The 26,505-nt window shown below is 70.5% G+C and carries 26 protein-coding genes and 1 tRNA gene; 8 read left to right on the top strand and 19 right to left on the bottom strand.

The window, feature by feature from the left end; translation table 11 throughout:
* Positions 1-32: 32 nt before the first annotated feature.
* Together ABCS02_RS23845 and ABCS02_RS23840 are read left to right on the top strand one after the other, a co-directional pair.
* Complete coding sequence (locus tag ABCS02_RS23845; RefSeq protein ID WP_345838190.1) at positions 33-914, top strand: amino acid ABC transporter permease; 882 nt, start codon at positions 33-35, stop codon at positions 912-914.
* Positions 911-1,708, top strand: a complete 798-nt coding sequence (locus ABCS02_RS23840; protein WP_345838189.1) for an amino acid ABC transporter ATP-binding protein — start codon at positions 911-913, stop codon at positions 1,706-1,708. Before ABCS02_RS23845 ends, ABCS02_RS23840 begins: the two co-directional genes overlap by 4 nt.
* 18 nt (positions 1,709-1,726) lie before the next feature.
* Here ABCS02_RS23840 and ABCS02_RS23835 read toward each other — a convergent pair whose 3' ends face one another.
* Positions 1,727-2,509, bottom strand: a complete 783-nt coding sequence (locus ABCS02_RS23835) for a ZIP family metal transporter (RefSeq protein ID WP_345838188.1) — start codon at positions 2,507-2,509, stop codon at positions 1,727-1,729.
* Positions 2,510-2,755: 246 nt separating this feature from the next.
* On the opposite strand from ABCS02_RS23835, the gene ABCS02_RS23830 reads away from it, so the two are divergent.
* On the top strand, positions 2,756-3,616 hold the full coding sequence (locus tag ABCS02_RS23830; protein ID WP_345838187.1) for an SDR family oxidoreductase: 861 nt from the start codon (positions 2,756-2,758) through the stop codon (positions 3,614-3,616).
* A gap of 24 nt (positions 3,617-3,640) precedes the next feature.
* Here ABCS02_RS23830 and ABCS02_RS23825 read toward each other — a convergent pair.
* From ABCS02_RS23825 to rplU, 10 genes are all read right to left on the bottom strand, one after another.
* Positions 3,641-3,716 (bottom strand) — tRNA-Ala (locus tag ABCS02_RS23825).
* A 62-nt stretch (positions 3,717-3,778) separates the two neighbouring features.
* Complete coding sequence (rsfS, locus tag ABCS02_RS23820; protein WP_345838186.1) at positions 3,779-4,156, bottom strand: ribosome silencing factor; 378 nt, start codon at positions 4,154-4,156, stop codon at positions 3,779-3,781.
* A gap of 13 nt (positions 4,157-4,169) precedes the next feature.
* Positions 4,170-5,234, bottom strand: a complete 1,065-nt coding sequence (locus ABCS02_RS23815) for a hypothetical protein (RefSeq protein WP_345838185.1) — start codon at positions 5,232-5,234, stop codon at positions 4,170-4,172.
* A complete protein-coding gene (nadD, locus tag ABCS02_RS23810; RefSeq protein WP_345838184.1) occupies positions 5,231-5,821 on the bottom strand; it encodes a nicotinate-nucleotide adenylyltransferase in 591 nt (196 codons plus the stop codon). The genes ABCS02_RS23815 and nadD overlap by 4 nt, the downstream gene beginning before the upstream one ends.
* A 9-nt stretch (positions 5,822-5,830) precedes the next feature.
* Complete coding sequence (locus tag ABCS02_RS23805) at positions 5,831-6,055, bottom strand: hypothetical protein (RefSeq protein WP_345838183.1); 225 nt, start codon at positions 6,053-6,055, stop codon at positions 5,831-5,833.
* 53 nt (positions 6,056-6,108) lie between these two features.
* On the bottom strand, positions 6,109-7,368 hold the full coding sequence (locus ABCS02_RS23800) for a glutamate-5-semialdehyde dehydrogenase (RefSeq protein WP_345838182.1): 1,260 nt from the start codon (positions 7,366-7,368) through the stop codon (positions 6,109-6,111).
* A gap of 9 nt (positions 7,369-7,377) precedes the next feature.
* Positions 7,378-8,214 (bottom strand): glutamate 5-kinase, encoded by an 837-nt coding sequence (gene proB, locus ABCS02_RS23795; protein WP_345838181.1) that lies wholly within the window; start codon positions 8,212-8,214, stop codon positions 7,378-7,380.
* A complete protein-coding gene (obgE, locus tag ABCS02_RS23790; RefSeq protein ID WP_345838180.1) occupies positions 8,211-9,695 on the bottom strand; it encodes a GTPase ObgE in 1,485 nt (494 codons plus the stop codon). Before obgE ends, proB begins: the two co-directional genes overlap by 4 nt.
* Before the next feature lie 100 nt (positions 9,696-9,795).
* Positions 9,796-10,047: a 50S ribosomal protein L27 gene (gene rpmA, locus ABCS02_RS23785; protein WP_345838179.1), complete on the bottom strand. Its 252-nt coding sequence runs from the start codon at positions 10,045-10,047 to the stop codon at positions 9,796-9,798.
* A gap of 19 nt (positions 10,048-10,066) precedes the next feature.
* Positions 10,067-10,375 (bottom strand): 50S ribosomal protein L21, encoded by a 309-nt coding sequence (gene rplU, locus ABCS02_RS23780; protein WP_345838178.1) that lies wholly within the window; start codon positions 10,373-10,375, stop codon positions 10,067-10,069.
* Between the two features lie 207 nt (positions 10,376-10,582).
* Here rplU and ABCS02_RS23775 point away from each other — a divergent pair, with 207 nt between their 5' ends.
* Positions 10,583-10,849, top strand: a complete 267-nt coding sequence (locus ABCS02_RS23775; protein WP_345838177.1) for a DUF4031 domain-containing protein — start codon at positions 10,583-10,585, stop codon at positions 10,847-10,849.
* Here the strand turns inward: ABCS02_RS23775 and ABCS02_RS23770 are convergent.
* Positions 10,846-13,131, bottom strand: coding sequence for an Rne/Rng family ribonuclease (locus ABCS02_RS23770; protein ID WP_345838176.1), 2,286 nt, complete (start codon positions 13,129-13,131; stop codon positions 10,846-10,848). The two genes, ABCS02_RS23775 and ABCS02_RS23770, sit on opposite strands and share 4 nt — an antisense overlap.
* Before the next feature lie 254 nt (positions 13,132-13,385).
* Here ABCS02_RS23770 and ABCS02_RS23765 point away from each other — a divergent pair, with 254 nt between their 5' ends.
* Positions 13,386-13,994, top strand: a complete 609-nt coding sequence (locus ABCS02_RS23765) for a vitamin K epoxide reductase family protein (protein ID WP_345838175.1) — start codon at positions 13,386-13,388, stop codon at positions 13,992-13,994.
* A gap of 226 nt (positions 13,995-14,220) precedes the next feature.
* On the opposite strand, the gene ndk is transcribed toward ABCS02_RS23765, so the two are convergent.
* From ndk to ileS, 4 genes are read right to left on the bottom strand one after another with little or no spacing between them, the layout of a single operon-like run.
* Positions 14,221-14,637 (bottom strand): nucleoside-diphosphate kinase, encoded by a 417-nt coding sequence (gene ndk / locus ABCS02_RS23760; RefSeq protein WP_345838174.1) that lies wholly within the window; start codon positions 14,635-14,637, stop codon positions 14,221-14,223.
* Between the two features lies 1 nt (position 14,638).
* On the bottom strand, positions 14,639-15,052 hold the full coding sequence (locus tag ABCS02_RS23755) for a DUF4233 domain-containing protein (RefSeq protein ID WP_345838173.1): 414 nt from the start codon (positions 15,050-15,052) through the stop codon (positions 14,639-14,641).
* On the bottom strand, positions 15,049-16,413 hold the full coding sequence (locus ABCS02_RS23750) for a folylpolyglutamate synthase/dihydrofolate synthase family protein (protein WP_345838172.1): 1,365 nt from the start codon (positions 16,411-16,413) through the stop codon (positions 15,049-15,051). Before ABCS02_RS23750 ends, ABCS02_RS23755 begins: the two co-directional genes overlap by 4 nt.
* The gene (gene ileS / locus ABCS02_RS23745; RefSeq protein ID WP_345838171.1) at positions 16,410-19,781 is read right to left on the bottom strand and encodes an isoleucine--tRNA ligase; all 3,372 of its coding nucleotides are present in this window, start codon (positions 19,779-19,781) and stop codon (positions 16,410-16,412) included. Before ileS ends, ABCS02_RS23750 begins: the two co-directional genes overlap by 4 nt.
* A gap of 319 nt (positions 19,782-20,100) precedes the next feature.
* Between ileS and ABCS02_RS23740 the strand changes: the two genes are divergently transcribed.
* From ABCS02_RS23740 to ABCS02_RS23730, 3 genes are all read left to right on the top strand, one after another.
* Positions 20,101-20,745 carry a pentapeptide repeat-containing protein gene (locus ABCS02_RS23740; protein ID WP_345838170.1) on the top strand — a complete coding sequence of 215 codons (645 nt, stop codon included), beginning with the start codon at positions 20,101-20,103 and terminating at the stop codon, positions 20,743-20,745.
* Positions 20,746-20,829: 84 nt separating this feature from the next.
* Positions 20,830-23,403 (top strand): valine--tRNA ligase, encoded by a 2,574-nt coding sequence (gene valS / locus ABCS02_RS23735; RefSeq protein WP_345838169.1) that lies wholly within the window; start codon positions 20,830-20,832, stop codon positions 23,401-23,403.
* Positions 23,400-23,648, top strand: coding sequence for a hypothetical protein (locus tag ABCS02_RS23730; protein WP_345838168.1), 249 nt, complete (start codon positions 23,400-23,402; stop codon positions 23,646-23,648). The genes valS and ABCS02_RS23730 overlap by 4 nt, the downstream gene beginning before the upstream one ends.
* Before the next feature lie 161 nt (positions 23,649-23,809).
* Here ABCS02_RS23730 and clpX read toward each other — a convergent pair whose 3' ends face one another.
* From clpX to ABCS02_RS23715, 3 genes are all read right to left on the bottom strand, one after another.
* A complete protein-coding gene (gene clpX / locus ABCS02_RS23725) occupies positions 23,810-25,078 on the bottom strand; it encodes an ATP-dependent Clp protease ATP-binding subunit ClpX (protein WP_345838167.1) in 1,269 nt (422 codons plus the stop codon).
* 151 nt (positions 25,079-25,229) lie between these two features.
* Positions 25,230-25,895, bottom strand: coding sequence for an ATP-dependent Clp protease proteolytic subunit (locus tag ABCS02_RS23720; RefSeq protein ID WP_345838166.1), 666 nt, complete (start codon positions 25,893-25,895; stop codon positions 25,230-25,232).
* Positions 25,895-26,500 (bottom strand): ATP-dependent Clp protease proteolytic subunit, encoded by a 606-nt coding sequence (locus ABCS02_RS23715; protein WP_345838165.1) that lies wholly within the window; start codon positions 26,498-26,500, stop codon positions 25,895-25,897. Before ABCS02_RS23715 ends, ABCS02_RS23720 begins: the two co-directional genes overlap by 1 nt.
* Between the last annotated feature and the right edge of the window lie 5 nt (positions 26,501-26,505).

Genomic DNA, 26,505 nt, shown 5'->3' with positions numbered 1-26,505 from the left:
ACCAAGGGGGTGCCGCCACGGACAGCCGAGCCGTGGCGGCACTCCCCGTGCGCCGGCGGACGAGCATCGCACGGATCCTCAGCTACGTCCTCGGCGCGTATCTCGCGCTGCTTCTGGTGCAGCTGTTCGTCTTCAACGAGAACTGGGACTGGCCGCTCGTCGCGTCGTACCTGTTCAGCCGCGTCATCATGGAGGCGCTGCTGAACACGATCCTCCTGACGGTGCTGACGGCGGTGTTCGGGATGATCCTGGGCGTCCTCGCCGCGTGGTGCCGCCTGTCTTCGCTCGTGGTGCTCCGCACCATCGCGATCCTGTACGTGTGGGTCATGCGGGCGACGCCGCCGCTCGTCATGATCCTCTTCATCTACTTCTTCGGCGCCCTCGTGCCGAACTTCTCGATCGGCGTGCCGTTCCTGTTCTCGTTCGGATCCGTCCCGGCGAACCAGGTCATCTCCCAGTTCAGCGCGGCCATCATCGGCCTGTCGCTCTACCTCGGCGCGTACTCCGCGGAGGTATTCCGCGGCGGCGTCCTGTCGGTCCCGCAGGGACAGTTCGAAGCGTGTCACGCGCTCGCCCTCCCGCCACACAGCGCGTACGTCCGCGTCCTGGGCCCGCAGATCCTCCGCAGCATCACCCCCGCCCTCGCGAACGAGATCATCACGATCTTCAAGAGCACGTCGCTCGTGTCGGTCATCGGCTACGCAGAGCTGCTGACGACGGTCCAGACGATCTACGCCGTGAACTTCAAGACCATCCCGCTGCTGACGGTCGCGGTCATCTGGTACCTCGTGCTGACGAGCCTCGCCATGTTCGGGCAGTTCGCCCTCGAACGCCGCTTCAGCCGCGGCTTCGGCCGGCGCCGGTCCCCCGCCGGCGCGCCCGCCGAGACCCCTCTCGAGAAGGACATGCTGTGAGCCCGACCGCGCCGCTCCTGGAATTCGTCGACGTCGAGAAGCGCTTCGGAGACTTCGTCGCCCTCGATCGGGTGTCCTTCTCGGTCGACGCCGGCACGGTCACGTGCGTCGTCGGGCCATCGGGCTCGGGCAAGAGCACGATGCTCCGGACGATCAATCTGCTCGAGACCATCGACGCCGGCGGCATCTTCCTGGACGGCGAGCTGCTCGGACAGGTCGTGCGCGGACAGCATCGCGTACCGCTCGCGCGCCGGGCCTCGCGCAAGCAGGTGCTGAACTTCGGGATGGTGTTCCAGGGCTTCAACCTGTTTCCCAACCTGACCGCGCAGGCGAACGTCGCGCTCGCGCCGGTCGTCGCGCAGGGGGTCTCGAGGGCCGACGCCCTTGCACGCGCGACACAGCTGCTTCGACGAGTGGGGCTCGGCGACAAGCTCGAGCACTACCCGAGTGAGCTCTCGGGTGGGCAGCAGCAACGCGTCGCCATCGCCCGCGCCCTGGCCACCGAGCCGAAGATGCTGCTCTTCGACGAGCCGACGAGCGCTCTGGACCCCGAGCTGGTCGGCGAGGTGCTCACGGTGATGCGCCGCCTGGCGGACGACGGCGCCACGATGATCGTCGTCACCCACGAGATGGCCTTCGCCGAGCAGGTCGCCGACGACATGATCATGATGGCCGAGGGCCGCATCGTGGAGCAGGGCCGTCCCCGCGACGTCATCCACGCCCCGAAGACCGATCGGGCCCGGAGGTTCTTCGCCTCCGTCCGCACCCGCGGCACCGAGCCCACCGATGACTAACGAGGTCGGCGTTCTCAGTCAGGCGCCCGCGGCGGTGACGATGCCGTCCGTGATGAAGCCCGCGGCGATTCCGGCGAAGACGCACCACGCGACGAGGGCACGTAGATTCGCGCGGCGAGCGACCGCCAGCAACTCGATGACGACGTAGAGGATCGAGCCGGCCGCGAGACCGAGGAAGGCGATGGAGACGAGCGAGTTCGCGAACACCTGTCCGACGACCGTGCCGACGAAGGTGGGGCCTCCGCCGATCAGGCCGAGGAGGGCGAGGTAGCCCCAGGACGGTCGGGTGCCGGCCATCGGCGCGACGATCCCGAAGCCCTCGGTGGCGTTGTGCAGGCCGAATCCGATGATCAGGAGGATCGCGAAGGCGAGCTGACCCTGCGCTGCGGCCGTGCCGATCGCGAGGCCCTCCGCGAAGTTATGGAGGCCGATGCCGACCGCGATGGTGAGGGCAAGACGGCGGGCACCCTGCGGCGTCGCCGCCACCTCATCCGCGCTCGGGCCGCGCCAGGAGCGTCCGTCAACGTAGACGAGCCCGACCAGACCCAGGCCGAAGGTGATCGCGAGCAACAGGCCCTGGCCGAGCGAAGCCCCGAGATCGCCCGCCGAGAGCGCCTGGTCCACCGGCTCCCACGCCTTCGAGAGAACGTCCCAGAGCAGAAAGAGCAGGATGCCGATCGCCAGCGCGTTCAGCCCGGTCCTGAGTCGCGGCGTCTCGGCGCGCAGTCGACCGAGGGGAAGCCCCAGGAAGATGGTGAGCCCTGCAACGGCGCCCAGAAGGACAATGCTCAGCGGCGACAAGGTGGCCTACTCTCGGGAAAGCGATTCGGGAGCCGGCCACTCAACACTGAGCGGCACCAGCGGCGCCAGACTAAGGTAAGCCTACCCGTATGGACCACCACCGGTGACCACGCCCCGGACACGTCCTGGATCGCGCGCCCTGGGAGGTAATGCCGGGGCCTGGCGACTCACGAGGGGCAGTGGTTGGGTGGGCCTCGTGCGCCAGAGACGACGTGTCCCCGGCCGATCAGCAGAAGGGAGTCTCAGATGGCTGAGGTCGTCGTTGTCATCGGTCCGGGATCGATCGGGCAAGCGATCGCGAGGCGCGTGGCGCAGGGGAAGCATGTCTTGCTGGCTGATGTCCGCGAGTCACAGGCGCAGAGTGCCGCAAGTGTGCTCGCGGATGCCGGCTTCGAGGTGAGCACCACGACCGTCGACGTCTCGTCGAGGGAGTCGGTTGCGGCGCTCGTTGCCACAGCCACCGCACTCGGTGCCGTCGTGACGGTGATCGATGCTGCGGGCGTGTCGGCGAGCCAGGCGAGCATCGATCAGGTGCTGCACGTCGATCTCTACGGGACGGCGCTCGTCCTGGAGTTGTTCGGCGAGGTCATCTCCGCCGGCGGAGCCGGAGTGATCATCTCCTCGCAGTCCGGGCATCGACTGCCGGCGCTCACGGCCGAGGAGGACCGGGCGCTCGCCACGACCCCCACGGAGGAACTGCTGGATCTGCCGCTCTTGCAGCCCGAGCGGCTCTCCGACGGATTGCACGCCTACCAGCTGTCCAAGCGGGCGAACGCGTTGCGGGTGCAGGCGGAGGCGATCCACTGGTCGCAGCGCGGCGCGCGGGTGAACGCCATCAGCCCGGGAATCATCATGACCCCGCTCGCCCGGGATGAGCTCAACGGGAGCAACGGTGCCGGCTACCAGCGCATGATCGAGCTGAGTCCCGCCCATCGGGCCGGAACCCCGGATGAGGTCGCCACGCTCGCCGAGCTTCTCCTCACGGAGCGAGGTTCGTTCATCACGGGCAGCGATTTCCTCATCGACGGCGGCAGCACGGCCTCGTCGAAGTACGGCCCCCTCGCCGGATCTGCCCCCACCCCCGGCGTCACGCCCACCAAGGGATAGCGGGTTCGCGGTGCGTCCTACGTTTGGTGGACCTGAGGGGACTCGAACCCCTGACCCCCTGCATGCCATGCAGGTGCGCTACCAGCTGCGCCACAGGCCCAGAATCGCCCTTCCGGGCAACCCCCCTAGATTACTACATCGTGGGACCCAGCCCCGAATCCATCACTCCGCGGTCGCGGGCGCGTCGAGGGTGACCGGCACGACCGGGCAGTCCTTCCAGAGCCGCTCGAGACCGTAGTACGTGCGCTCTTCGTCATGGAAGACGTGCACGACGAGGTCGCCGAAGTCGAGGAGGACCCAGCGCGCCTCCTGGCGGCCCTCGCGGCGCAGTCGCTTGTGTCCGGCCTCGAGCAGGCGCTCCTCGATTTCGTCGGCGATGGCTGCGACGTTGCGCTCGTTGCGACCGGAGACGAGCAGGAAGATGTCGACCAGGGGCAGCGGACCCGAGACGTCCAGCGCGACGAGATCCTCGCCGCCCTTCGCGTCCGCGGCGCGCGCCGCGAGCTGCAGCATGTCGACCGCCGAAGCGGATGCCGTCACGCCATCCCTCCGCTCACGCGAACACCCCAGTCACGATCGCGACGATCAGTACGCCCACGAGGGCGAGCGCGAGCGCACCGGCGGTGATCGCGAGCGCGAGCATCAGGCGGCTGCCGCGCTCCGGTGCGGGCGGGCGGATGATTTCGTCCGTGTCCCGTACCGTGCTGATGGCCGCGCTCGCCGCGATCGGCGTCGGCGAGGACGACGCGGGCAGCTCGCCGTCGATGAGCACGACGTCGGCCTCCGCGCCGTCGTGTGCGCCAGGCGCGTGTCCCAGGGAACCGAGGCCGTCGGGCAGGGCGAACGTGCCCGTGACCAACAACTCACCGGTCGCCGTGATCGGCGCGACGAGCGGGGCGGATGCCGGAGCCTGCGACAGGATCAGCGCGTTCGGCGTCGCGACCGAGCCACCCACCGCGCCCGAACGCGCGACGAGCTGGTCGAACGACGCTCCCGGCGCGGACCGGTCACCGGTGCCCGCGAGGAACCCGGCGCCGAACGCGGCGCTGACGGTCGCGCCGGAATCGACGTCATCCTCGTCCGCGAGCTCGGCGGCCGCGACCTGAAGCGGACGGGCGCCCGCGTCGTCTGCGGACATCGGCGGACGGAACAGGGCGTCGTGCAGCGCTTGCGCCTCGTCGACCTCCTCCTCCACAGGCCTCGGCTCGAGCACCGGCGCCGGAGCGTCGCCGGACGGGACCGGGGTATCCGCGGGCGGTACCGGTGCGGTCGCCTCGGGCGCCGGCGCGATGTCCGGGCTCACGACGGGGATCGACGCCGTGCGGATGCGCTCCTGCTGGCGCGCGGCGCGACGCGTGAGCGGCGTCACGCCCAGATCGACGGGCCCTTCCGCGGCGACGGGCGCCTCGGGTTCGGGAACGACCGCGGGCGCAGGCCCGCGTTTGGCACCCTTGCCGGGCTTAGGGGGCTTGCCGCCCTTGCCGACGGGCGCGACCGGCTCCGCGAGCGCCGCAGCATCCTCCCCCGCGGGCGGGAGGACGGGGGTTGCGCCGGTGTTGCGCAGCTCACGCAGCTGCTTGCGGGTCAGCGGCGGATTCTGCTGCTCGGATGTGCTCATGCCTTGCTCCGATAGAGGTGATGCTTGGCAATGTACTGGACGACCCCGTCGGGAACGAGGTACCACACGGGTTCTCCGCGACGAACGCGCTCACGGCAGTCCGTCGAGGAAATCGCCAAGGCTGGGATCTCCAACTGACTCACGTTCTCACTCGGGAGTCCCGCCGTGTTGAGAACGTGCCCCGGCCTGGAGACCGCGACGAAGTGGGCCATGTCCCACAGGTTGTCGTGGTCGTGCCAGCCGAGGATCTGGGCCACCGCATCGGCGCCCGTGATGAAGTAGAACTCCGCGTCCGCACGCTCGCGCTCGAGGTCGCGCAGCGTGTCGATCGTGTAGGTCGGACCGTCGCGATCGATGTCGACGCGACTCACCGTGAACATCGGGTTGGATGCCGTCGCGATGACCGTCATGAGGTACCGGTGCTCGGTGGGGGTGACATCCGCCTTCTGCCACGGCCGGCCCGTGGGGACGAAGACCACCTCGTCGAGATCGAAGGAGGACGCGACCTCGGAGGCGGCGACGAGGTGACCGTGGTGGATGGGATCGAACGTCCCGCCCATCACCCCGATTCGCAAGCGCCTCGTCACGGGCGGCGCCTAGTGGCCGTGCCCCGTCTGCTGGAGCTCTTTCGCGTGGCTCGCCGCGTAGGCGTCGGCCTTGTGCGAGTGGCGGTTGGCGACGTGGCGATACGACAGGGTCACACACGCCAGGGCCGCGAACACCGTGAGGGCGACGATCGGGAACCAGATCGTCTCGAGCATGACGTTGCCGGACTGCGTCGTCTGCTCCACGGCGAACTCGATGAGCGAGGTGAGGGACATCCGGACTCCGTTTCAGGGGTGACGCGCGAAAACGCTCGGCCCAGTCTATGCTGTCAGGCCCGAACCTGGCCTTCGCCCCGCACGAGCCACTTCGAGCTGGTCAGCTCCGGAAGCCCCATCGGGCCGCGGGCGTGCAGCTTCTGGGTCGAAATCCCGACCTCCGCACCGAACCCGAACTCGCCGCCATCCGTGAAACGCGTCGACGCGTTGACCGCCACGACCGCCGAGTCGACCTCCGCGAGGAAGCGGTCGGCGTTCGCGGTGTCGGTCGTCACGATCGACTCGGTGTGATGCGTGGAATAGCGCCGGATGTGGTCGAGCGCCTCATCGAGGTCGTCGACCAGGCGGATCGAGACGTCGAGACTCATGTGCTCCGTGGCCCAATCCTCGTCGGTGACGGGGACGACCGTCCCAACGAACCGCGACACCTCGTCGTCCGCGTGGATGGTGACGCCGCGCTCGACGAGCGCCGCACCCACCTCCGGCAGCACGCGCTCCGCCGCGCCGCGGTGCACCAGGATCGTCTCGACCGCGTTGCACACGCTCGGCCGCTGCACCTTCGCGTTCACCGCGATGTCGCGCGCCCAGTCGAGCGGGGCCGACTCGTCGATCACGAGGTGCACGACCCCGGCGCCGGTCTCGATCACGGGGACCGTCGACTCGGTGACGACCGTCTCGATGAGCTGCGCACTCCCCCGCGGCACGAGGAGATCGATGAGGCCCCGCGCGCGCATGAGCTCGCGCGCGCCGTCGCGGCCGAAGTCGTCGACGGTCTGGATCGCGTCCGGATCGACGCCCTGCGCGCTCAGCGCGCCGCGCATGACGGCGATGAGCGTCGCGTTCGAGCGCTCGGCGGCCGACCCGCCGCGCAGCACGACGGTGTTCCCGGACCGGAGCGCGAGCGCCGTGATGTCGACCGTCACGTTCGGCCGCGCCTCGTAGATCGCGCCCAGCACCCCGAACGGCACCGAGACCTTCTGCAGCGACAGGCCGTTCGGGAGCGTCCGCTCGTCGAGCACGCGACCCACCGGATCCGGCAGGGCGGCGATGTCACGGACGGATGCCGCCAGCGCGGCCACCCGCGCGGGGTCGAGGCGCAGCCGGTCCTGCAGGCCCTCGGACAGCCCCGTGGCGCGTCCGCGCTCGAGATCCTCCGCGTTCGCCCGGACGATGGCATCCTCGGCCGCCTCGATCGCGTCGGCGATGGCGAGCAGCGCGTCGCGCTTCCGCTCGTCGGAGAGGAGCCCGACGGTACGCGCGGCCTCCTTCGCGGCGAGCATCCGCTCGCGGGGGGACGTCGCGACGGTGGTCATCCGGTCAGTCTACGACTGCCCCGGAGCGGTCGGGATGCTGCCCGTGGGCGTCACCGGCACGGGATTCGGATGCGGGTCGAACCACGTTCCGATCTCCTCGCCCGCCAGCGCCTCGGCCACCCGATCGGCGCTGGTCACGAGCACGCCGACGCCCGCCTCGGCGGCGAGACGCGCGGCGGACACCTTCGTGGCCGCTCCCCCGGTGCCGACGCTGTTCACCACGACCGACCCGAACTGGTAGCCCGACAGGTCGTCGCCGAAGCGCACGCGTCGGATCGGCTCGGCGTCGGGCTCGTCCGGCGGCAGCGTGTAGAGGCTCTCCACGTCGCTGAGCAGCACGAGCCCGTCGGCGCCAACGAGACGCGCCACCAGGGCCGCGAGCCGGTCGTTGTCGCCGAAGCGGATCTCGTGGGTCGCGACCGTGTCGTTCTCGTTGACGATCGGAAGGATGCGGAGGCTGAGGAGCCGCTCCATCGCGCGACGCGCGTTCGATCGCGGCGTCGGATGCTCCAGGTCGCCCGCGGTGAGCAGCACCTGCCCGGCGAGGATGCCGAAGCGGTCGAGGCTCGCCTGATACCGCGACATCAGCACGTTCTGGCCGACCGCCGCCGACGCCTGCTGGGTCGCGAGGTCGTCGGGCCGTCCGTTGAGCCGCAGGAGCGGGAGCGCGGTCGCGATCGCGCCGGAGGACACGAGCACGACCTCGACACCGCGCGCGTGCGCGGCGGCGAGCACCTCGACGATCGCGTCGATCCGCCACGAGGCATCCGCCGAGATCGACGACGACCCCACCTTCACGACGACGCGGCGCGCCGCCGCGAGCTCCGCCCGATCGCGCGCGGTCACGCGTCGTCCGTCCGCTCGGCCTCGAGCTCGGCGCGCGCCTCCGCCTTCGCGTCCATGAGCTCGTGGTACCGCTCGCGGCGCTGCGCCGTCGTGCGTCGCGTGCTCTGGTCGAGCCGGGGATCCGTGCCGCGCGGCGCCACCATGAGCTCCGCCGCCGACGTCAGCGCCGGCTGCCAGTCGAACACGATGCCGTCGCCGGGACCGATCACGACCGTCGCGCCCGGCGTCGCGCCGACGCGGAACAGCTCGTCCTCGACGCCAAGCTTCTCGAGCCGGTCGGCCAGGAAGCCGACGGCCTCCTCGTTCTGGAAGTCCGTCTGCTGCACCCAGCGCACCGGCTTCTCGCCGAGGATCCGGTACACCGCGCCGTAGGTGCCGCCCTCGACTCGGACCGTGAAGTCGGCCTCCGCGCCGCGCGGCCGGATGACGATGCGCGGGATCGCCGGGGCGTCCGCATCGCGCCGGCGCTGCTCGGCGACGATGTCACCCAGGGCGAACGTGAGCTCGCGCAGCCCAGAACGGGCCACCGTCGAGATCTCGAACACGCGGTATCCGCGGCTCTCCAGCTCGGGGCGCACGAGATCGGCCAGGTCGCGAGCCTCGGGCACGTCGACCTTGTTGAGCGCGACGAGCTGCGGCCGGTCCGCGAGCGGCACCTGCCCCTCCGGGACCGGGTAGGCGGCGAGCTCGGCGAGGATCACGTCGAGGTCGCTGATCGGGTCGCGGCCGGGCTCGAGCGTCGCGCAGTCGAGGACGTGCACGAGCGCCGTGCAGCGCTCGACGTGCCGGAGGAACTCGAGGCCGAGCCCGCGCCCCTCGCTCGCGCCCTCGATGAGGCCCGGAACGTCGGCGACCGTGTAGCGGATGTCGCCGGCCTCGACGACCCCGAGGTTGGGGTGGAGCGTCGTGAACGGGTAGTCCGCGATCTTCGGGCGCGCCGCGGAGATCGCGGCGATCAGGCTCGACTTGCCCGCGGACGGGAAGCCGACGAGTGCGACGTCGGCGACCGTCTTGAGCTCGAGGAGGACGTCGCCCTCCCAGCCGGGCGTGCCGAGCAGCGCGAACCCGGGAGCCTTCCGCTTCGGGGTCGCGAGAGCTGCGTTCCCGAGGCCGCCGCGGCCGCCCGGCGCGACGACGAAGCGCATTCCGGGCTCGACGAGGTCGGCGAGGGCGTTCCCCTCGGCATCCTTCACGACCGTGCCGACCGGGACCGCGAGCTCCACGGTCTCGCCGAGCGCGCCGGAGCGGTGGTCGCCCATCCCGAACCCGCCGTTGCCGCCGGAGCGGTGCGGCGAGTGGTGGTACGAGAGCAGCGTGGTGACCTGCGGATCGGTCACGAGCACGACGTCTCCGCCGTTTCCGCCGTTCCCGCCGTCGGGCCCCGCGAGCGGCTTGAACTTCTCGCGCTTGACCGAGACGCAGCCGTTGCCCCCGCGTCCGGCGCGCAGATGCAGCGTCACCCGGTCGACGAACGTGACCATGTCGGTTCCCTCCGCTGACGCGCGTTGAACGTGATTCGTGTGCTGACGCGCAAAAGGCGGGCCGTAGCCCGCCCCTGCGCGATCCGATATCGAGTCGGAATTACTCCGCCACGATGTTGACGACCTTGCGGCCGCCCTTGGTGCCGAACTCGACGGAGCCGGCGGTGAGGGCGAACAGCGTGTCGTCGCCGCCCCGGCCGACGCCGGTGCCCGGGTGGAAGTGCGTGCCGCGCTGGCGGACGATGATCTCGCCGGCGCCGACGACCTGACCGCCGAAGCGCTTCACGCCGAGGCGCTGAGCGTTGGAGTCACGACCGTTGCGGGTGGAGCTTGCGCCCTTCTTATGTGCCATCTCGGGTTCTCCTCAGCGCTTACTTGATGCCGGTGACCTTGACGCGCGTGAGGTCCTGACGGTGCCCCTGGCGCTTCTTGTAACCGGTCTTGTTCTTGAACTTCTGGATGACGATCTTCGGGCCGCGCTCGTTGCCGAGGACCTCGGCCGTGACCGTCACCTTCTCGAGCTTCGCAGCATCCGTCGTCACGGCGTCACCGTCGACGAGCAGGACCGCGGGAAGCTGGACCTTCTCGCCGACACCGGCCGAAAGGCGGTCAAGCACGACGATCGAGCCCACCTCGACCTTTTCCTGCCGGCCACCGGCGCGCACAACTGCGTAGACCACTTCACACCTGTTTCATCCTGGGAGCCGTGTCGACTCCGGTTTGGGAAGACGGGATGCGGAGGGACCCCCTCGACGCACCAAAGGTCAATGCTACCCGATCCGTCCCGAATCCCGCCACTTCCCCGTGAGAACGCGCTTGTGTCACGAAAACGGGGCTCAAACGTGACAGAAGTGCGTTCTCGGGTGGGGACGTGATGGGATCGACGGATGGCGATCCTCGTCGACACCCCCCGCTGGCCGGCACACGGCAGGCTCTGGGCCCACCTCGTGAGCGACAGCGATCTCGCCGAGCTGCACGCCTTCGCCCGCGCCAACGACATCCCGGCGCGTGCCTTCGACCTCGACCACTACGACATCCCGGCGGAGGCGCACGCGCGCCTCGTCGCCGCCGGTGCGCAGCACGTCGACAGCCACGCGCTGGTGCGGGCCCTCATCGCCTCCGGACTGCGCGTCCGGGCCCGCGACCGCGCCTAGTCCTCCGACTCGGCCGACACGACCGGAAGGGCCGGCACCGGCGTCCCGCTCAGCGCTGCCGTCGTCACGCGCCGCCGCGCACGCCCCTGGCCCGGCGCCTTCGGCTCCGGCAGGGCGTTGAGCACCGAGTCGAGCAGCAGGTCCGTCTGCGTCTTCGGGGCGGTGTCGGCCTTCTTCCGCCGCTGCCGCTTCGGACGCTGGGCGGCGACCTCGGGCTCGGCCGCCGGGGCCTCCGCCTCGTCTGCGAGCTCCGCGTGCGGAATCGTGGATGCCGCGATCTGAGCGAGCGCCGACTTCGCACCCTCCGTGATCACGTGCGTGCCACCGGCCGCACCGGCCCCGCCGCCGTTCCCGCCGGACGCGCCACCGCGCGAGCGGCGTCCGCCCCCGCCGTTGCCGTTCCCGCCGCCTCCGCCGGACTGCGCGCGGTGCTTCACGACCGGGTCGTGGTGCACGATGATGCCTCGACCGGCGCACACCTCGCAGGGCTCGCTGAACGTCTCGAGGAGGCCGAGCCCGAGCTTCTTGCGCGTCATCTGCACGAGGCCGAGCGAGGTCACCTCCGCCACCTGGTGCTTCGTGCGGTCGCGGCTGAGGCACTCGATCACGCGTCGTAGCACGAGGTCGCGGTTGGACTCCAGCACCATGTCGATGAAGTCGACCACGATGATGCCGCCGATGTCCCGCAGCCGCAGCTGCCGGACGATCTCCTCCGCCGCCTCGAGGTTGTTCTTGGTGACGGTCTCCTCGAGGTTGCCGCCGGAACCGACGAACTTGCCCGTGTTGACGTCGACCACGGTCATGGCCTCGGTGCGGTCGATGACGAGCGAGCCGCCCGAGGGCAGCCACACCTTGCGGTCGAGCGCCTTCTCGATCTGCTCCGTGATGCGGAACTCGTCGAACGGGTCGCGGTCGCCCTCGTAGCGCTCGACACGCTCCAGGAGATCCGGCGCGACGGCCTCGAGGTAGCTCTCGATCGTGTGCTGTGCGTCCGCGCCCTGGATCAGCATCTTCGTGAAGTCCTCGTTGAAGACGTCACGGACGATCTTGACCAGGAGGTCGGGCTCGGAGTGCAGGAGCGCCGGCGCCTGGATCGTCTCGATCTGGCGTCCGATGTGCTCCCACTGCGCCGTGAGCCGCTGCACGTCGCGCGTGAGCTGCTCCTCCGTCGCGCCCTCCGCCGCCGTGCGCACGATGACGCCCGACGACTCCGGGAGGACCTCCTTGAGGATCTTCTTCAGCCGGGCGCGCTCGGTGTCCGGGAGCTTGCGCGAGATGCCGTTCATCCCGCCGGCGGGGACGTACACGAGGTAGCGGCCGGGCAGGGAGATCTGGCTCGTGAGGCGGGCACCCTTGTGGCCCACGGGATCCTTCGTGACCTGCACGAGGACCCGGTCCCCGGACTTCAGCGCGAGCTCGATGCGCCGCGGCTGGTTGCCCGTCTCCACGGCATCCCAGTCCACCTCGCCGGAGTAGAGGACCGCGTTGCGGCCGCGGCCGATGTCGACGAACGCGGCCTCCATGCTCGGCAGGACGTTCTGCACGCGGCCGAGGTAGACGTTGCCGATGAGCGACGCGTCCTGGTTACGGGCCACGTAGTGCTCGACGAGGACGTTGTCCTCCAGCACACCGATCTGGATGCGGCCGTTCTTGGACCGCACGACCATGACGCGGTCGACGGCCTCGCGGCGCGCGAGGAACTCCGCCTCGGTCACGACCGGGCGACGCCGGCCCTGTTCGCGGCCGTCGCGACGGCGCTGCTTCTTGGCCTCGAGGCGCGTCGAGCCCTTCACCCGCTGGGGCTCGGTGACGTACTCGACGGCGCGCTGGGGGCGCGGGGCGTTGGCGGGCTCGCCGCCCTCCGGCCGCGAGGACTCGCCGCCGCGACGGCGGCTGCGGCGACGCGAAGAGCCGGATGCCGGGACCTCGTCCTCCTCGTCCTCCGCGCGCTCCTGACCGGCGCGAGCCGGAAGAGCCACGATCGGCGGCGGCGCGTAGAAGTGGAGCGAGGTCGAGACCGCCGAGACGAACACCTCGGGCAGGAGACCGAGCGTCACCGCGGTGACGGCCTCGGGCTCGGCCGCCGGGGCGGGTTCGGGCTCCGGGACGGCCTCGGGCTCCGAAGCGCTCTCCGCCTCCGGCTCCGGCGCCTGGTCGGGTTCAGCCGTCGGCTCGGGGGCCTCCTCGGCCACCGCTTTCGGCTCGGCCACCGGGTCCTGCACGGCTACCGCGTCCGTGCCTTCCGGCTGAAGTTCTGTGTGCTCCTGCGTGTCATCCGCCATCACCGGCTACTCCCGGCCGGGCGACACCGCGCATCGCTCCGGCGAAACTCATGCGGCGCCGCACCACGCGGTGCCGCGAACTCACTCGGTTGCAGGCGGCCGCTCGGCACGCACTGCGTGGGCGGTCGTCGCCCGAAGTCTGTGGCGATGCATCCTGCGGCGCGGCCGTCGGATGCATCCGTTTCATTATCGTACTCCGCCCGCCGCCGCGCGCGCACCGCGCCCGCATACGCGTGAATGCGATAATCCGAGGCATGCCCGACGCGATCCCGATCCGCCGCACGCCCGTCTTCGCCATTTGGCTCATCCTCGCCGGTGTGATCGGGTGGTGGGCGGCGTTCCAGCTCACGCTCGACAAGTTCCAGGCGCTGGCGAACCCCGGCACCTCAGCGTCCTGCGACTTCAGCGTTCTCGTGCAGTGCTCGAAGAACCTGGACTCGTGGCAGGGCAGCGCGTTCGGCTTCCCGAACCCGGTGATCGGAATCGCCTGCTGGGTCGCGCCGATCGTCGTCGGCGTGGCGCTCCTCGCCGGCGCCCGCTTCGCGCGCTGGTTCTGGGTGCTGTTCTGGGTGGGCACCCTGTTCGCCTTCTGCTTCGTGATCTGGCTCATCAGCCAGAGCATCTTCTCCCTCGGGACGCTCTGCCCGTGGTGCATGTTGACGTGGGTCGTGACGATCCCGACGTTCTACGCGACGACGCTCCATCTACTGCGCAACGGCACGGTCACGTCCTCCGAGCGGGTGACCGCGATCGCCGACCGTCTCATGGCTTGGGTCCCGCTCATGGCGATCGTCAGCTACGCGATCATCGCCCTGATCGCCCAGCTCCGCCTGAACGCGATCGTGAACATCTTCGGCGGCTGATCCGCCCCCACCCCCGCCACCCCCACGCGAGAACGCGCGTGTGTCACGGAAACACCCCAAGAACGTGACACAAACGCGTTCTCGCGGGGAGGGGGACAGGCCCGGGCCGCCCCGCCCGAGGAGGGGGACAGGCCCTCGCGCCGCCGGGCGGGCCGAAGGCCCGGCACCGCCAGGCCCCCGCGCCGCCCGGCGGGCCGAAGGCCCCGGCACGGCCGCGCCGCAGGGGTCAGGCGAACCAGATCGCGAGCTCGCGGGCCGCGGATTCGGGGCTGTCGCTGCCGTGGACCAGGTTCTGCTGCACGGGCAGGCCCCAGTCGCGGCCGAAGTCGCCGCGGATCGTGCCGGGGGCCGCGGTCGTCGGGTCGGTCGTTCCGGCGAGGGACCGGAAGCCCTCGATCACGCGGTCGCCGGCGAGCCGGATCGCGACCGACGGGCCAGACTCCATGAACGCGAGCAGCGGCTCGTAGAACGGCTTGCCCTCGTGCTCGGCGTAGTGCTGCGCGAGACGCGAGCGATCGGCCTCGACGAGGCGGATGTCGACGAGCGCATAGCCCTTCGCCTCGATGCGGGCGAGGATCGCGCCGGTGAGCCCCCGCGCGACCCCGTCGGGCTTGATGAGGACGAGCGTCTCCTGCGTGGACATTTCAGTCTCCGTTATCCGTCTGTGCCGCGCGCAGCTGCGCGTTCCGGCGATCGAGCGAGGCTCCCTTGATCGTCGCATACGCCCACATGCCGCCGAAAATGACGGCCACGATGAGCATCGTCGGCACGAGGAACGCGGACAACGCCACGAGCACCTGAAGCGCCCAGCCCACCCAGATCGCCCAGCGGTGCCGCAGCAGGCCGGCGGTCAGGAGCATGAGCACCGCGACGACGGCACCGCCCACGATGCCCCACCACGGCGCGATCCCGGCGGGCAGGGCCTGCAGCCCGTAGACCACGAGTCCGCCGAGGAACACGATGACGCACTCGAACCCGAGCACGATCGACCCCAGCGACTCCGCGGCTCCCCGTGCACGACGCTGCCTCGGTGCCCGCGCCGGCTTGGCCTCGCTCATGCCTCCCACCCCGCCTTCCAGTTCTCCTCGCGCGCCAGCGCGATGGCCTCGCCGGCCAGCAGGACAGATCCCGCGATGACGACTCCGCGCCGCTCGCCGGCGACCGCCCACGCGCGCGCCGCCTCCGCGGCATCCGCGAGATCCCGGTGCGTCGTGACCGACACCTCGCGGGCCTCCAGGAGATCGGCGATCGCGTCGGCGGAGCCCGCCCGATCCGAGTCGGGCTCGGTCGCAAACACGTGCGCGGCGATCGGGGCGAGCACGTCGACGATGCCGGCGGCGTCCTTGTCGGCGAGGATGCCGAGGACGATTCCCCACTCCGCGAAGTCGAACGTCTCCCCCAGCGCCTGCGCGAGCGCCCGCGCCCCGTGCGGGTTGTGGGCCGCGTCGACCACGACCGTGGGGTGCGCGCCGACGAGCTGCAGCCGGCCGGGCGACGTCGCGCCCGCGAGACCCTCGGTGAGGACCTCGCCCGTGATCGGCTGCGCACCGCCGCCGATCAGCGCCTCGACCGCGGCGATCGCGAGCGCCGCGTTCTGTGCCTGGTGGGCGCCGTAGAGCGGCAGGTACTCGTCGGCGTACGACTGTCCGGACAGCCCTCGCACGGAGAACTGCTGTCCGCCCACCGCGAGGCGCTGCTCGGTCAGGGCGAACCCCTCACCCTCGAAGGCGATCGTCGCGGAGCGCGCGGCCGCGGCATCCCGCAGCACCGCCTCGGCATCCGGATCCTGCCGGGCGGAGACGACCGCCGCGCCGTCCTTGATGATGCCCGACTTCACGGTCGCGATCTCGCGGATCGTGCTCCCCAGCCGATCGGCGTGGTCGATCCCGATGGGGGCGATGACCGCGACGTCGCCGTCCGCCGTGTTCGTGGAGTCCCACGCGCCGCCCATCCCGACCTCGATGACGGCGACGTCGACGGGCGCGTCCGCGAACGCGACGAAGGCCACGACCGTGAGCAGCTCGAAGAACGTCAGCGGCGCGTCGCCCGCAGCCTCGAGCTCGGCGTCGACGATGCCGGCGATCGGCTCGATCTCGTCCCAGGCGTCGGCGACCGCGCCATCCGCGATCCGCTCGCCGTCGATCATGATGCGCTCCGTGAAGCGCTCGAGGTGAGGGCTCGTGAACAGGCCCGTCCGCAACCCGTGGGCGCGGAGGATGCTCTCGATCATGCGGCTCGTGGACGTCTTCCCGTTCGTCCCCGTCACGTGCACGACGCGGTAGGTCCGCTGCGGGTCGTCGAGCAGATCGAGCACACGCGCGGTGCGTTCGACGCGCGGCTGGACCCACTGCTCGCCCTGCCGCTGCAGCAGCGCCAGGTAGACGGCATCCGCCCGCTCCCGATCCTTCGCCGCGCTCATGCGGATGCCCCCGTGGTCTGGCACGCGACCGAGACCGTGAACGCGCCCGCGTTGGCGAATGCGCCGGCCGCGAACTCCGCCGTGTGGTCGAACGCGAGGGGCAGGTCCGTCGTCGCGCGGAAGGTCTGTCCGCCGGACACCTCGTAGGCGACCGCGAGCGTCTCCCCCGCGACGGCCGCGGCCTCGAAGGCGGAGTCCACGGCGCGCGCGTCGTCCGCATCGGCGAACACGAGGCGCAGCGCGATCCGGTCGCTCACGTCGAACCCGGCCGCCTTGCGCGTGTCCTGGATGGCCCGCACGACGTCGCGCGCGAGCCCCTCCGCCTCCAGCTCGGGCGTCGTCTCCGTGTCGAGCAGCACGAAGCCGCCCCCGGGCAGCACGGCCAGCGCCTCCCCGCCCGGACGCCCGGTCGTCTCGAGCACGAGCTCGTATTCGCCCGGCTCCAGCGCGATCCCGCCGGCCGTGACGACGCCGTCCGTCTCGGTCCAGTCGCCGTCCTTCGCCGCGCGGATCGCCTCCTGCACCCGCTTCCCGAGCCGGGGCCCCGCGGCGCGCGCGTTGACCGTCAGCCGGTGCGTGATCCCGAACTCGGCCGCCGTGGTCCCCCGCAGCTCCACGAGCTCGAGCGCTCGCACGTTGAGCTCCTCGCGGAGGATGTCCTCGAACTGCGCGAGCGAGGCGGCGTCCGGCCGCACGACGGTCAGGATGCGCAGCGGCAGGCGCACGCGCTTGCCCTCGCGCTTCCGGAGCGCGTTCGCGACGCTCGACGCCTCGCGGACGGCATCCATCGCCGCGCGGATGTCCGCCGCCGGAGCGAAGTCCGCGGCATCCGGCCAGTCCTCCAGGTGCACGCTGCGGCCGCCGGTGAGGCCCTGCCAGACGCGCTCCGCCACGAGCGGGATGAGCGGGGCCGCGACCCGCGTCACGGTCTCCAGCACGGTGTACAGCGTGTCGAACGCCTCGCGGCTGGTGGGGTCGTCGGTCACCCCGATCCAGAACCGGTCGCGGGACCGGCGGATGTACCAGTTCGTGAGCGCCTCGGCGAAGTCGCGCAGGCGAAGGGCGGCCGTCGTGGAGTCGAGCTGCTCCAGGTCGTCCGCGACGTCGCGGACGAGGTCCCCCGTGAGCGCGAGGATGTACCGGTCCAGCACGTTCGTCGAGTCGGTGCGCCACGACGCCTCGTACCCCGCGCCCGAGGCGTTGGCGTACGTCGCGAAGAAGTACCACGTGTTCCACAGCGGAAGCAGGAACTCGCGGACCCCGGCGCGGATGCCCTCCTCTGTCACGATCAGGTTCCCGCCGCGCAGGACCGAGCTCGACATCAGGAACCAGCGCATCGCGTCGGAGCCGTCGCGGTCGAACACCTCCGACACGTCCGGGTAGTTGCGCAGCGACTTCGACATCTTCTGCCCGTCGCTGCCGAGCACGATCCCGTGGCAGGCCACCCCCGTGAACGCGGGGCGGTCGAAGAGCGCGGTGGACAGCACGTGCATGAGGTAGAACCAGCCGCGGGTCTGCCCGATGTACTCCACGATGAAGTCCGCCGGCGAGTGCTCGTCGAACCACTCGCGGTTCTCGAACGGGTAGTGCACCTGCGCGTACGGCATGGAGCCGGAGTCGAACCAGACGTCGAAGACGTCCTCGATCCGGCGCATCGTGCTGCGCCCGGTCGGGTCGTCGGGGTTCGGCCGCGTGAGCTCGTCGATGTACGGGCGGTGGAGGTCGACCTCGCCCGCGGCGTTGCGCGGAAGGCGGCCGAAGTCCTGCTCGAGCTCCGCGAGGGATCCGTACACGTCGACCCGCGGATACGCCGGGTCGTCGCTCTTCCACACCGGGATCGGCGAGCCCCAGTAGCGGTTGCGGCTCACGGACCAGTCGCGCGCGCCCTCCAGCCACTTGCCGAACTGGCCGTGCTTCACGTTCTCGGGCGACCACGTGATCTGCTCGTTGAGCTCGATCAGCCGGTCGCGGAACGCCGTGACACGCACGAACCAGCTCGAGACGGCCTTGTAGATCAGCGGATTCCGGCAACGCCAGCAGTGCGGGTAGGAGTGCTCGTAGCTCGCCTCGCGGAGCAGCCGGCCGTTCTCGCGCAGCAGCCGGATGAGCGGGCGGTTGGCATCCATCCACAGCTCGCCCGCGACCTCCGTCACCTGCGGGAGGAATCGACCGCCGTCGTCGAGGCTCAGGATCGTCGGGATGCCGGCGGCCTCGGCGACGCGCTGGTCGTCCTCGCCGTAGGCCGGGGCCTGGTGGACGATGCCGGTGCCATCGGTCGTCGTGACGTAGTCGTCGGCGAGGATCCGCCACGCGCTCTGCGTGCCCCAGGTGTCGGCATCCGCGTAGTGGTCGAAGAGCCGGTCGTAGTGCACGTCGGCGAGCTCGGCACCGGTGAGGGTCTGCGCGACCGCCGCGCGAGCGGCCTCCGCCGACGCGTAGCCCAGGTCCTTCGCGTAGCTGCCCAGCAGGTCTTCGGCGAGGAGGTACCGGTGCGCGGTGGCCTCCACCGCGTCGTCGCCGGGGTGCACGTCGCCCGCCCCGTCCGGTCCGCCGGGGACGACGACGTAGCGGATGCCGGGGCCCACGGCGAGGGCGAGGTTGGTCGGCAGGGTCCACGGGGTCGTCGTCCACGCCAGCGCCCGGACGCCGGTCAGCCCGAGCGCCTCGGCCTTCGTCCCGACGAGCGGGAACGTCACCGTGACCGACGGATCCTGCCGCATCTTGTAGACGTCGTCGTCCATGCGGAGCTCGTGGCTCGACAGGGGCGTCTCGTCCCGCCAGCAGTACGGCAGGACGCGGTAGCCCTCGTACGCGAGCCCGCGGTCGGAGAGGGTCTTCCACGCCCAGAGCACCGACTCCATGTAGCCCGTGTCGAGCGTCATGTAGCCCCGCTCGAAGTCGACCCAGCGAGCCTGGCGAGTGACGTACTCCTCCCACTCCCGGGTGTACTCCAGCACCGACTCGCGCGCCTTCTCGTTGAAGGTCGCGATGCCCATCCGCTCGATCTCGTCCTTCTCGGTGATCCCGAGCTGCTTCATCGCCTCGAGCTCGGCCGGGAGCCCGTGCGTGTCCCAGCCGAAGACCCGCTCGACCTTCTTGCCGCGCATCGTCTGGAAGCGCGGGAAGAGGTCCTTCGCGTAGCCGGTGAGGAGGTGGCCGTAGTGCGGGAGGCCGTTGGCGAACGGCGGGCCGTCGTAGAACACCCACTCGGGGGCGTCCTCGCGCTGCGCGATCGTGGCGCGGAACGTGTCGTCCGCCCGCCAGTAGGCGAGCACCTCGGTCTCGATGTCGGGGAACCGCGGACTGGGCACGACCTCGGCGGCGGGGCCGAAAGCCGCTCCGGCGGCGGAAGGACGGGGGTAGGTCATGGCATCTCGCAGGGTCGTGGGCGTCTCCTGCGGGGACGACCCTCGCGGATCGCGGTACCACCCCGCTTGCCCGGCGCTCCGGACCACTCGCTCGGCGGCTGTGACGGGCCTGCCCCGCTCGGTTCTACTGGGCTCGCGCCGTTCTTCCGAGTGCTCCCCGGTGATGGCCGGATCGATGCTTTGCGCGCCAGTCTACCGGGCCGTCTCCGCCAGTGCTCCCGCACAACTCCTGCAATCCGGGCCGCTCCGACACGCCGCACCGCATCTCGGGCCGCTCCGCCCACGCGGTGCAGGAGTTGTGCGCGGATAGCCTGGGCGCATGGCCCGCCGCAGCTCCGGACCCGCCGCGCCCCGCATCGGCGCGCCGGATCTTCCCGCGGACCTCGGGATCGCCGACCTGGCGCCGCGGGCCGACCTCCTGCAGGCCCAGGTGGCGGGCGACACCGGCCCGCACGCGCGGCTCACGGAGTGCATCCTGTCGGGCGACGCCGGCGATCGGCTCGACCTCACGGGCGCGACGCTGGTCGACGTCGAGATCGAGGCGTTGCGCGTGACGACCTTCTCGGCCCGAGGTGCGCGGTGGCGGCGGACGCGCATGAGGGGCGGACGGATCGGCACGCTCGACCTCGCCGATGCCGAGCTTGACGAGGTCGAGCTGCGCGGAATCCGGATCGACTACCTGAGCCTCGCCTCTGCCCGTGTCGTCGACCTCCGGATCGCGGACTGCCGGATCGGCGCGATGGATCTTCCCCGCGCGACCCTCACGCGCGTCGCACTGCCGGGCACGGTGGTGGACGAACTCGACGCGCGTGAGCTTCGGTCCGAGGACCTGGACCTCCGGGGCGCCGAGCTGTCGAGCGTGACGGATCCGGCCTCGCTGCGGGGAGCGACCATCTCCGAGGCGCAGGCCCACGAGCTCGCGCCCCTCCTGGCGGCTGCACTGGGGCTGCGCCTCGAGGACTGATCCGGGCGGGCGCGGGTGGGCCGGTAGAATCGAGGCATTCCCCACCCAGGCACGCTCACACGGTGCCGCCCATAGGAGATCCGCATGGCCGAAATCCCCGAGAAGCCCGCCCTCGAAGGGCTCGAGCAGAAGTGGGATGCCGCGTGGACCGCCCACGGGACCTACCTGTTCGACCGCGAAGCGGCCCGCGAGGTCGGCAGGGCCGGCGTGTTCTCGGTCGACACTCCCCCGCCCACCGCGAGCGGCAGCCTCCACATCGGCCACGTGTTCAGCTTCACCCATACCGACGTCATGGCCCGGTTCGAGCGGATGCGCGGGAAGGTCGTCTTCTATCCCATGGGCTGGGACGACAACGGCCTCCCCACCGAGCGCCGCGTGCAGAACTACTACGGCGTGCGCTGCGACCCGTCGCTCCCCTACGTGCCCGACTTCGTGCCCCCGTACGAGGGCGGCGACAACAAGTCGAGCAAGGCCGCCGACCAGGTGCCGATCAGCCGTCCGAACTTCACCGAGCTGTGCGAGCGGCTCACGGTCGAGGACGAGAAGGCGTTCGAGGCCCTCTGGCGCGACCTCGGCCTGAGCGTGGACTGGACCCAGACGTACCGCACGATCTCCGAGGACACGATCCGCACGAGCCAGCTCGCGTTCCTCCGCAACCTCGAGCGCGGCGAGGCCTACCAGGCCCTCGCCCCGACGCTGTGGGACGTGGACTTCCGCTCCGCGATCGCGCAGGCCGAGCTCGAGGACCGCGACCAGCAGGCGTCCTTTCACCGCCTCGCCTTCCACCGCACCGACGGCGCGGGCGACATCCTCATCGAGACGACACGCCCCGAACTCCTCGCTGCCTGTGTCGCGCTCGTCGCGCACCCGGACGACGAGCGCTACCAGCCGTTGTTCGGCACCACCGTCTCGACGCCGCTGTTCGGCGTCGAGGTGCCCGTGCTGGCGCATCCGCTCGCGCAGCCCGACAAGGGCTCCGGCATCGCCATGATCTGCACGTTCGGCGACGTGACCGACATCATCTGGTGGCGCGAGCTCGACCTGCCGAACCGCACGATCATCGGTCAGGACGGCCGCGTGCTCGCGGATGCCCCGGACGCCGTCACCACGGATGCCGCGAAGACCGCCTACGCGGAGCTCGCGGGTAAGACCGTCTTCAGCGCGCGGAAGCGGATCGTCGAGCTGCTGACCGAATCCGGCGAGCTGCTCGAGGTCTCGAAGCCCTTCTCGCACGCGGTCAAGTTCTTCGAGAAGGGCGACCGCCCGCTCGAGATCGTCTCGACCCGCCAGTGGTACCTCCGCAACGGCGCGCGCGATGCCGACCTCCGGGAGCGCCTCATCGGGCTCGGCCGCGAGCTGCGCTGGCACCCCGATTTCATGCGCGTGCGCTACGAGAACTGGGTCGGCGGGCTCACGGGCGACTGGCTCGTGTCACGCCAGCGGTTCTTCGGCGTCCCGATCCCGGTCTGGTACACGCTGGACGAGAACGGCGAGCGCGACTACACGCGCGTGCTGACGCCGGCGGCGGGCCAGCTCCCGGTCGATCCCACGATCGACGTGCCGGCCGGCTACGAGGAGGCCCAGCGCGGCGTCCCGGGCGGCTTCGTCGGCGAGAGCGACATCTTCGACACGTGGGCGACGTCCTCCCTCACCCCGCAGCTCGCGGGCGGTTGGGAGCGCGACGAGGAGCTGTGGCCGCTCGTCGCCCCGTTCGACCTGCGCCCGCAGGGACAGGACATCATCCGCACGTGGCTGTTCTCCACGATGCTCCGCAGCATCCTGCAGGACGACCGCGCGCCCTGGACGGATGCCGCGATCTCCGGCTTCATCGTCGACCCCGACCGCAAGAAGATGTCGAAGTCGAAGGGCAACGTCGTCACGCCCGCGGACATCCTCGCGCAGCACGGATCGGATGCCGTCCGCTACTGGGCCGCGTCGAGCCGGCTCGGCACCGACGCCGCCTTCGACCCGCAGAACCCCACGCAGATCAAGATCGGCCGCCGGCTCGCGATCAAGGTGCTCAACGCCGCGAAGTTCGTGCTGTCGTTCCCGGTGCCCGAGGGCGCGCAGATCACGAACGCGCTGGACGCATCGATGCTCGCGACGCTCGACGGCGTCGTCCGCGACGCGACACGCGCGTTCGAGTCGTACGACCACGCCCGCGCACTGGAGCTGACCGAGGCGTTCTTCTGGACCTTCTGCGACGACTACCTCGAGCTCGTGAAGGAGCGCGCGTACGACCAGACCGACGTCGGGCAGGCCTCCGCCGCTCTGGCGCTGCGACGCGCGCTCTCCACGCAGCTCCGACTCCTCGCGCCGTTCCTCGCGTTCGCGACGGAGGAGGCCTGGTCGTGGTTCGAGGAGGGGTCGATCCACACCGCCGGCTGGCCCGCCGCTCTGGAGATCGACGGCGACCTCGCCGTGCTCGCCGCGGCGAGTGAGGCGCTCGTCGGCATCCGTCGCGCGAAGACGGAGGCGAAGGCCTCGCAGAAGACCCCCATCACGCGGCTCGTGCTCGGGGCTCCCGCCGCGACGATCGCCGCGCTGCGGCTCGCGGAGGGCGACCTTCGCGCCGTCGGCCGGATCTCGGAGATCACGTTCGTCGAGGCGGATGCCGTGACCATCGTCGAGATCGAGCTCGGCGAGGTGCTTGCGTGAGGCTCGGGACCCGCTGGCGCGCCGGCGACGTGCCCCCGGCATCCGTGCCCGAGAACCTGCGGGCGCAGATCCGCGCGGTCGAGGAGGCCATGCCGCCGGACCTGCTCGGCCAGCCGAACCCGTGGTGGACGCTGACCTGGCTCGAGGGTCGGCCCGTCGCCGAGCTCGAGACGGGCGTGATGGTGACGGTCACCGCCGACGGCGAGGTCGTGGTCCAGCACGACCCCGACGACGACTTCGTCTGAGCCCACGAGTTCCTGAGCCCGCGCGTTACCAGCGGAGGAGATGGGACGAGCGGAGGACCGGGAGACCGGGATCCGTCCTCCGCTGCTCACATCCCCTCCCCTGATGACGGGCTCGCGCCTGGAATCCGATCAGGTGCCGGGGCCCCGCGCCCAGGTGCCGATCAGGCGGACTTGCGCTTCTGGCGGAAGACCAGGGTGGGGGGCGCGCCCTCGTCGACGGCCGCGCGGGTGACGATCACCTTGTCGACGTCCTCCGCGGAGGGGATCTCGAACATGATCGGGCCGAGCACGTCCTCGAGGATGGCGCGGAGCCCGCGGGCGCCGGTCTTCCGGACGACCGCGAGGTCGGCGATAGCCTCCAGCGCATCGCGCTCGAACTCGAGCTCGACGTCGTCGAGCTGGAACATCCGCTGGTACTGCTTGACCAGCGCGTTCTTCGGCTCCGTGAGGATCTCCATGAGGGCCGCACGGTCGAGCGGCGCCACGGATGCGACGACCGGCAGACGGCCGATGAACTCCGGGATGAGCCCGAACCGGTGGAGATCCTCCGGCTGGACCTCGCTGAAGAGGTCGGCGTTGTCGTCCTTGTCCTGGAGCGGAGCACCGAAGCCGACGCCGTGCTTGCCGACGCGCGAGGAGATGATGTCCTCCAGCCCGGCGAAGGCGCCGGCGACGATGAACAGCACGTTCGTCGTGTCGATCTGGATGAACTCCTGGTGCGGGTGCTTCCGCCCGCCCTGCGGGGGAACAGAGGCCACCGTGCCCTCGAGGATCTTCAGGAGCGCCTGCTGCACGCCCTCGCCCGAGACGTCGCGCGTGATCGAGGGGTTCTCGGCCTTGCGCGCGATCTTGTCGACCTCGTCGATGTAGATGATGCCGGTCTCGGCGCGCTTGGTGTCGAAGTCGGCCGCCTGGATGAGCTTCAGGAGGATGTTCTCGACGTCCTCCCCCACGTAGCCGGCCTCGGTCAGGGCCGTGGCGTCCGCCACCGCGAACGGGACGTTCAGCCGCTTCGCGAGCGTCTGCGCGAGGTAGGTCTTGCCACAGCCGGTGGGGCCGATCAGCAGGATGTTGCTCTTGGCGATCTCGACCTCTTCGGCGCGCTGCTCGGCGCTCTGGATCGTCGCGTGCGCGCGGACGCGCTTGTAGTGGTTGTAGACCGCGACGGACAGGGCGCGCTTCGCGTCCTCCTGGCCGACGACGTACTCCTCGAGGAACGCGAAGATCTCGCGCGGCTTCGGCAGATCGAAGTCGGAGACGACGCCGGAGCCCTGCTCCGCCATCCGCTCCTCGATGATCTCGTTGCAAAGCTCGACGCACTCGTCGCAGATGTAGACGCCCGGACCGGCGATCAGCTGCTGCACCTGCTTCTGGCTCTTCCCGCAGAAGGAGCACTTGAACAGGTCGGCGCTCTCACCGATGCGTGCCATGTCACGTCTCCTCTTCGCGGGCGCTCACCCTGTCGTCTTCGATCTTCCCGAGCCTATCCGCTGCCACCGACATCGGCCGGGATTTCGGTCCAATTACGCACGGATGCCCCGCCGCGCAGGGCGACGGGGCATCCGATGGCGCGGGCCCGGGTTACTTCGCGATCGCCGCGGGCGTCCGCTTGCGGGTCGTGAGCACCTGGTCGACGAGGCCGTACTCGACCGCCTCCTCCGCGGAGAGGATCTTGTCGCGGTCGATGTCCTTGTTGACCTGCTCGACGGAGCGGTTCGAGTGCTTCGCCAGCGTCTCCTCGAGCCAGGTGCGCATCCGGAGGATCTCCTGCGCCTGGATCTCGATGTCGGACGCCTGGCCGTGGCCCGAGCCGCCGATGGCGGGCTGGTGGATGAGGATGCGGGCGTTCGGCAGCGCGAGGCGCTTGCCGGGCGTGCCCGCCGCGAGCAGGACCGACGCGGCCGAGGCCGCCTGGCCGAGCACGACCGTCTGGATCTGCGGCGAGACGTACTGCATCGTGTCGTAGATCGCCGTCATGGCCGTGAACGAGCCGCCGGGCGAGTTGATGTACATGATGATGTCGCGGTCGGGATCCTGGCTCTCCAGCACGAGGAGCTGGGCCATGACGTCGTCGGCCGACGCGTCGTCGACCTGCACGCCCAGGAAGATGACCCGGTCCTCGAAGAGCTTGTTGTAGGGGTCCTGACGCTTGTAGCCGTAGGCCGTGCGCTCCTCGAACTGCGGGAGGATGTAGCGGCTGCCGGGCAGCTGCAGGCCCTGCGGCGCGCCGAAGCTCGGGGTGTTCATCAGTTCTTCTCTCCGTTCTCGTCCGCACCGGTGCCGCCGCCGCCGGAGACATCCGCCGCGTGCTCGCGGATGTGGTCGACGAAGCCGTATTCGAGTGCCTCCTGCGCCGTGAACCAACGGTCGCGGTCACCGTCGGCGTTGACCTGCTCGACGGTCTTGCCGGTCTGGTCGGCGGTGATCTGGGCGAGGCGGTTCTTCATGTCGATGATGAGCTGCGCCTGCGTCTGGATGTCGCTCGACGTGCCGCCGAACCCGCCGTGCGGCTGGTGCAGCAGGACGCGGGCGTTCGGCGTGATGTACCGCTTGCCCTTCGTGCCGCTCGTGAGGAGCAGCTGGCCCATGGACGCCGCCATGCCGATGCCGACGGTGACGATGTCGTTCGGGACGAACTGCATCGTGTCGTAGATCGCCATGCCGGCGGTGATCGAGCCGCCGGGCGAGTTGATGTAGAGGTAGATGTCCCTCTCCGGGTCCTCGGCCGCGAGGAGGAGGATCTTGGCGCAGATCTCGTTGGCGTTGTCGTCGCGCACCTCCGACCCCAGCCAGATGATGCGGTCGCGCAGCAGCCTGTCGAAGACGTTCGGCGCGATAAGCGGTTCAGCCATGTGTG

Source organism: Microbacterium sp. X-17 (assembly GCF_039615055.1).
This window is presented reverse-complemented; position numbering and strand designations above follow the sequence as displayed.

Coding starts and splice junctions, on each gene's coding strand:
- clpX (WP_345838167.1), bottom strand. CDS start 25,078: ATGGCACGCATCGGTGAGAGCGCCGACCTGTTCAAGTGCTCCTTCTGC.
- rpmA (WP_345838179.1), bottom strand. CDS start 10,047: ATGGCACATAAGAAGGGCGCAAGCTCCACCCGCAACGGTCGTGACTCC.
- ABCS02_RS23805 (WP_345838183.1), bottom strand. CDS start 6,055: ATGTCCCTCACCTCGCTCATCGAGTTCGCCGTGGAGCAGACGACGCAG.
- valS (WP_345838169.1), top strand. CDS start 20,830: ATGGCCGAAATCCCCGAGAAGCCCGCCCTCGAAGGGCTCGAGCAGAAG.
- obgE (WP_345838180.1), bottom strand. CDS start 9,695: ATGGTCACGTTCGTCGACCGGGTGACGCTGCATCTGCGCGCCGGACGC.
- ABCS02_RS23755 (WP_345838173.1), bottom strand. CDS start 15,052: ATGAGCGAGGCCAAGCCGGCGCGGGCACCGAGGCAGCGTCGTGCACGG.
- ABCS02_RS23770 (WP_345838176.1), bottom strand. CDS start 13,131: ATGGCGGATGACACGCAGGAGCACACAGAACTTCAGCCGGAAGGCACG.
- ABCS02_RS23750 (WP_345838172.1), bottom strand. CDS start 16,413: ATGAGCGCGGCGAAGGATCGGGAGCGGGCGGATGCCGTCTACCTGGCG.
- ABCS02_RS23815 (WP_345838185.1), bottom strand. CDS start 5,234: ATGAGCACATCCGAGCAGCAGAATCCGCCGCTGACCCGCAAGCAGCTG.
- ABCS02_RS23765 (WP_345838175.1), top strand. CDS start 13,386: ATGCCCGACGCGATCCCGATCCGCCGCACGCCCGTCTTCGCCATTTGG.
- ABCS02_RS23800 (WP_345838182.1), bottom strand. CDS start 7,368: ATGACCACCGTCGCGACGTCCCCCCGCGAGCGGATGCTCGCCGCGAAG.
- ABCS02_RS23830 (WP_345838187.1), top strand. CDS start 2,756: ATGGCTGAGGTCGTCGTTGTCATCGGTCCGGGATCGATCGGGCAAGCG.
- ndk (WP_345838174.1), bottom strand. CDS start 14,637: ATGTCCACGCAGGAGACGCTCGTCCTCATCAAGCCCGACGGGGTCGCG.
- ileS (WP_345838171.1), bottom strand. CDS start 19,781: ATGACCTACCCCCGTCCTTCCGCCGCCGGAGCGGCTTTCGGCCCCGCC.
- ABCS02_RS23715 (WP_345838165.1), bottom strand. CDS start 26,500: ATGGCTGAACCGCTTATCGCGCCGAACGTCTTCGACAGGCTGCTGCGC.
- ABCS02_RS23740 (WP_345838170.1), top strand. CDS start 20,101: ATGGCCCGCCGCAGCTCCGGACCCGCCGCGCCCCGCATCGGCGCGCCG.
- ABCS02_RS23720 (WP_345838166.1), bottom strand. CDS start 25,895: ATGAACACCCCGAGCTTCGGCGCGCCGCAGGGCCTGCAGCTGCCCGGC.
- ABCS02_RS23775 (WP_345838177.1), top strand. CDS start 10,583: ATGGCGATCCTCGTCGACACCCCCCGCTGGCCGGCACACGGCAGGCTC.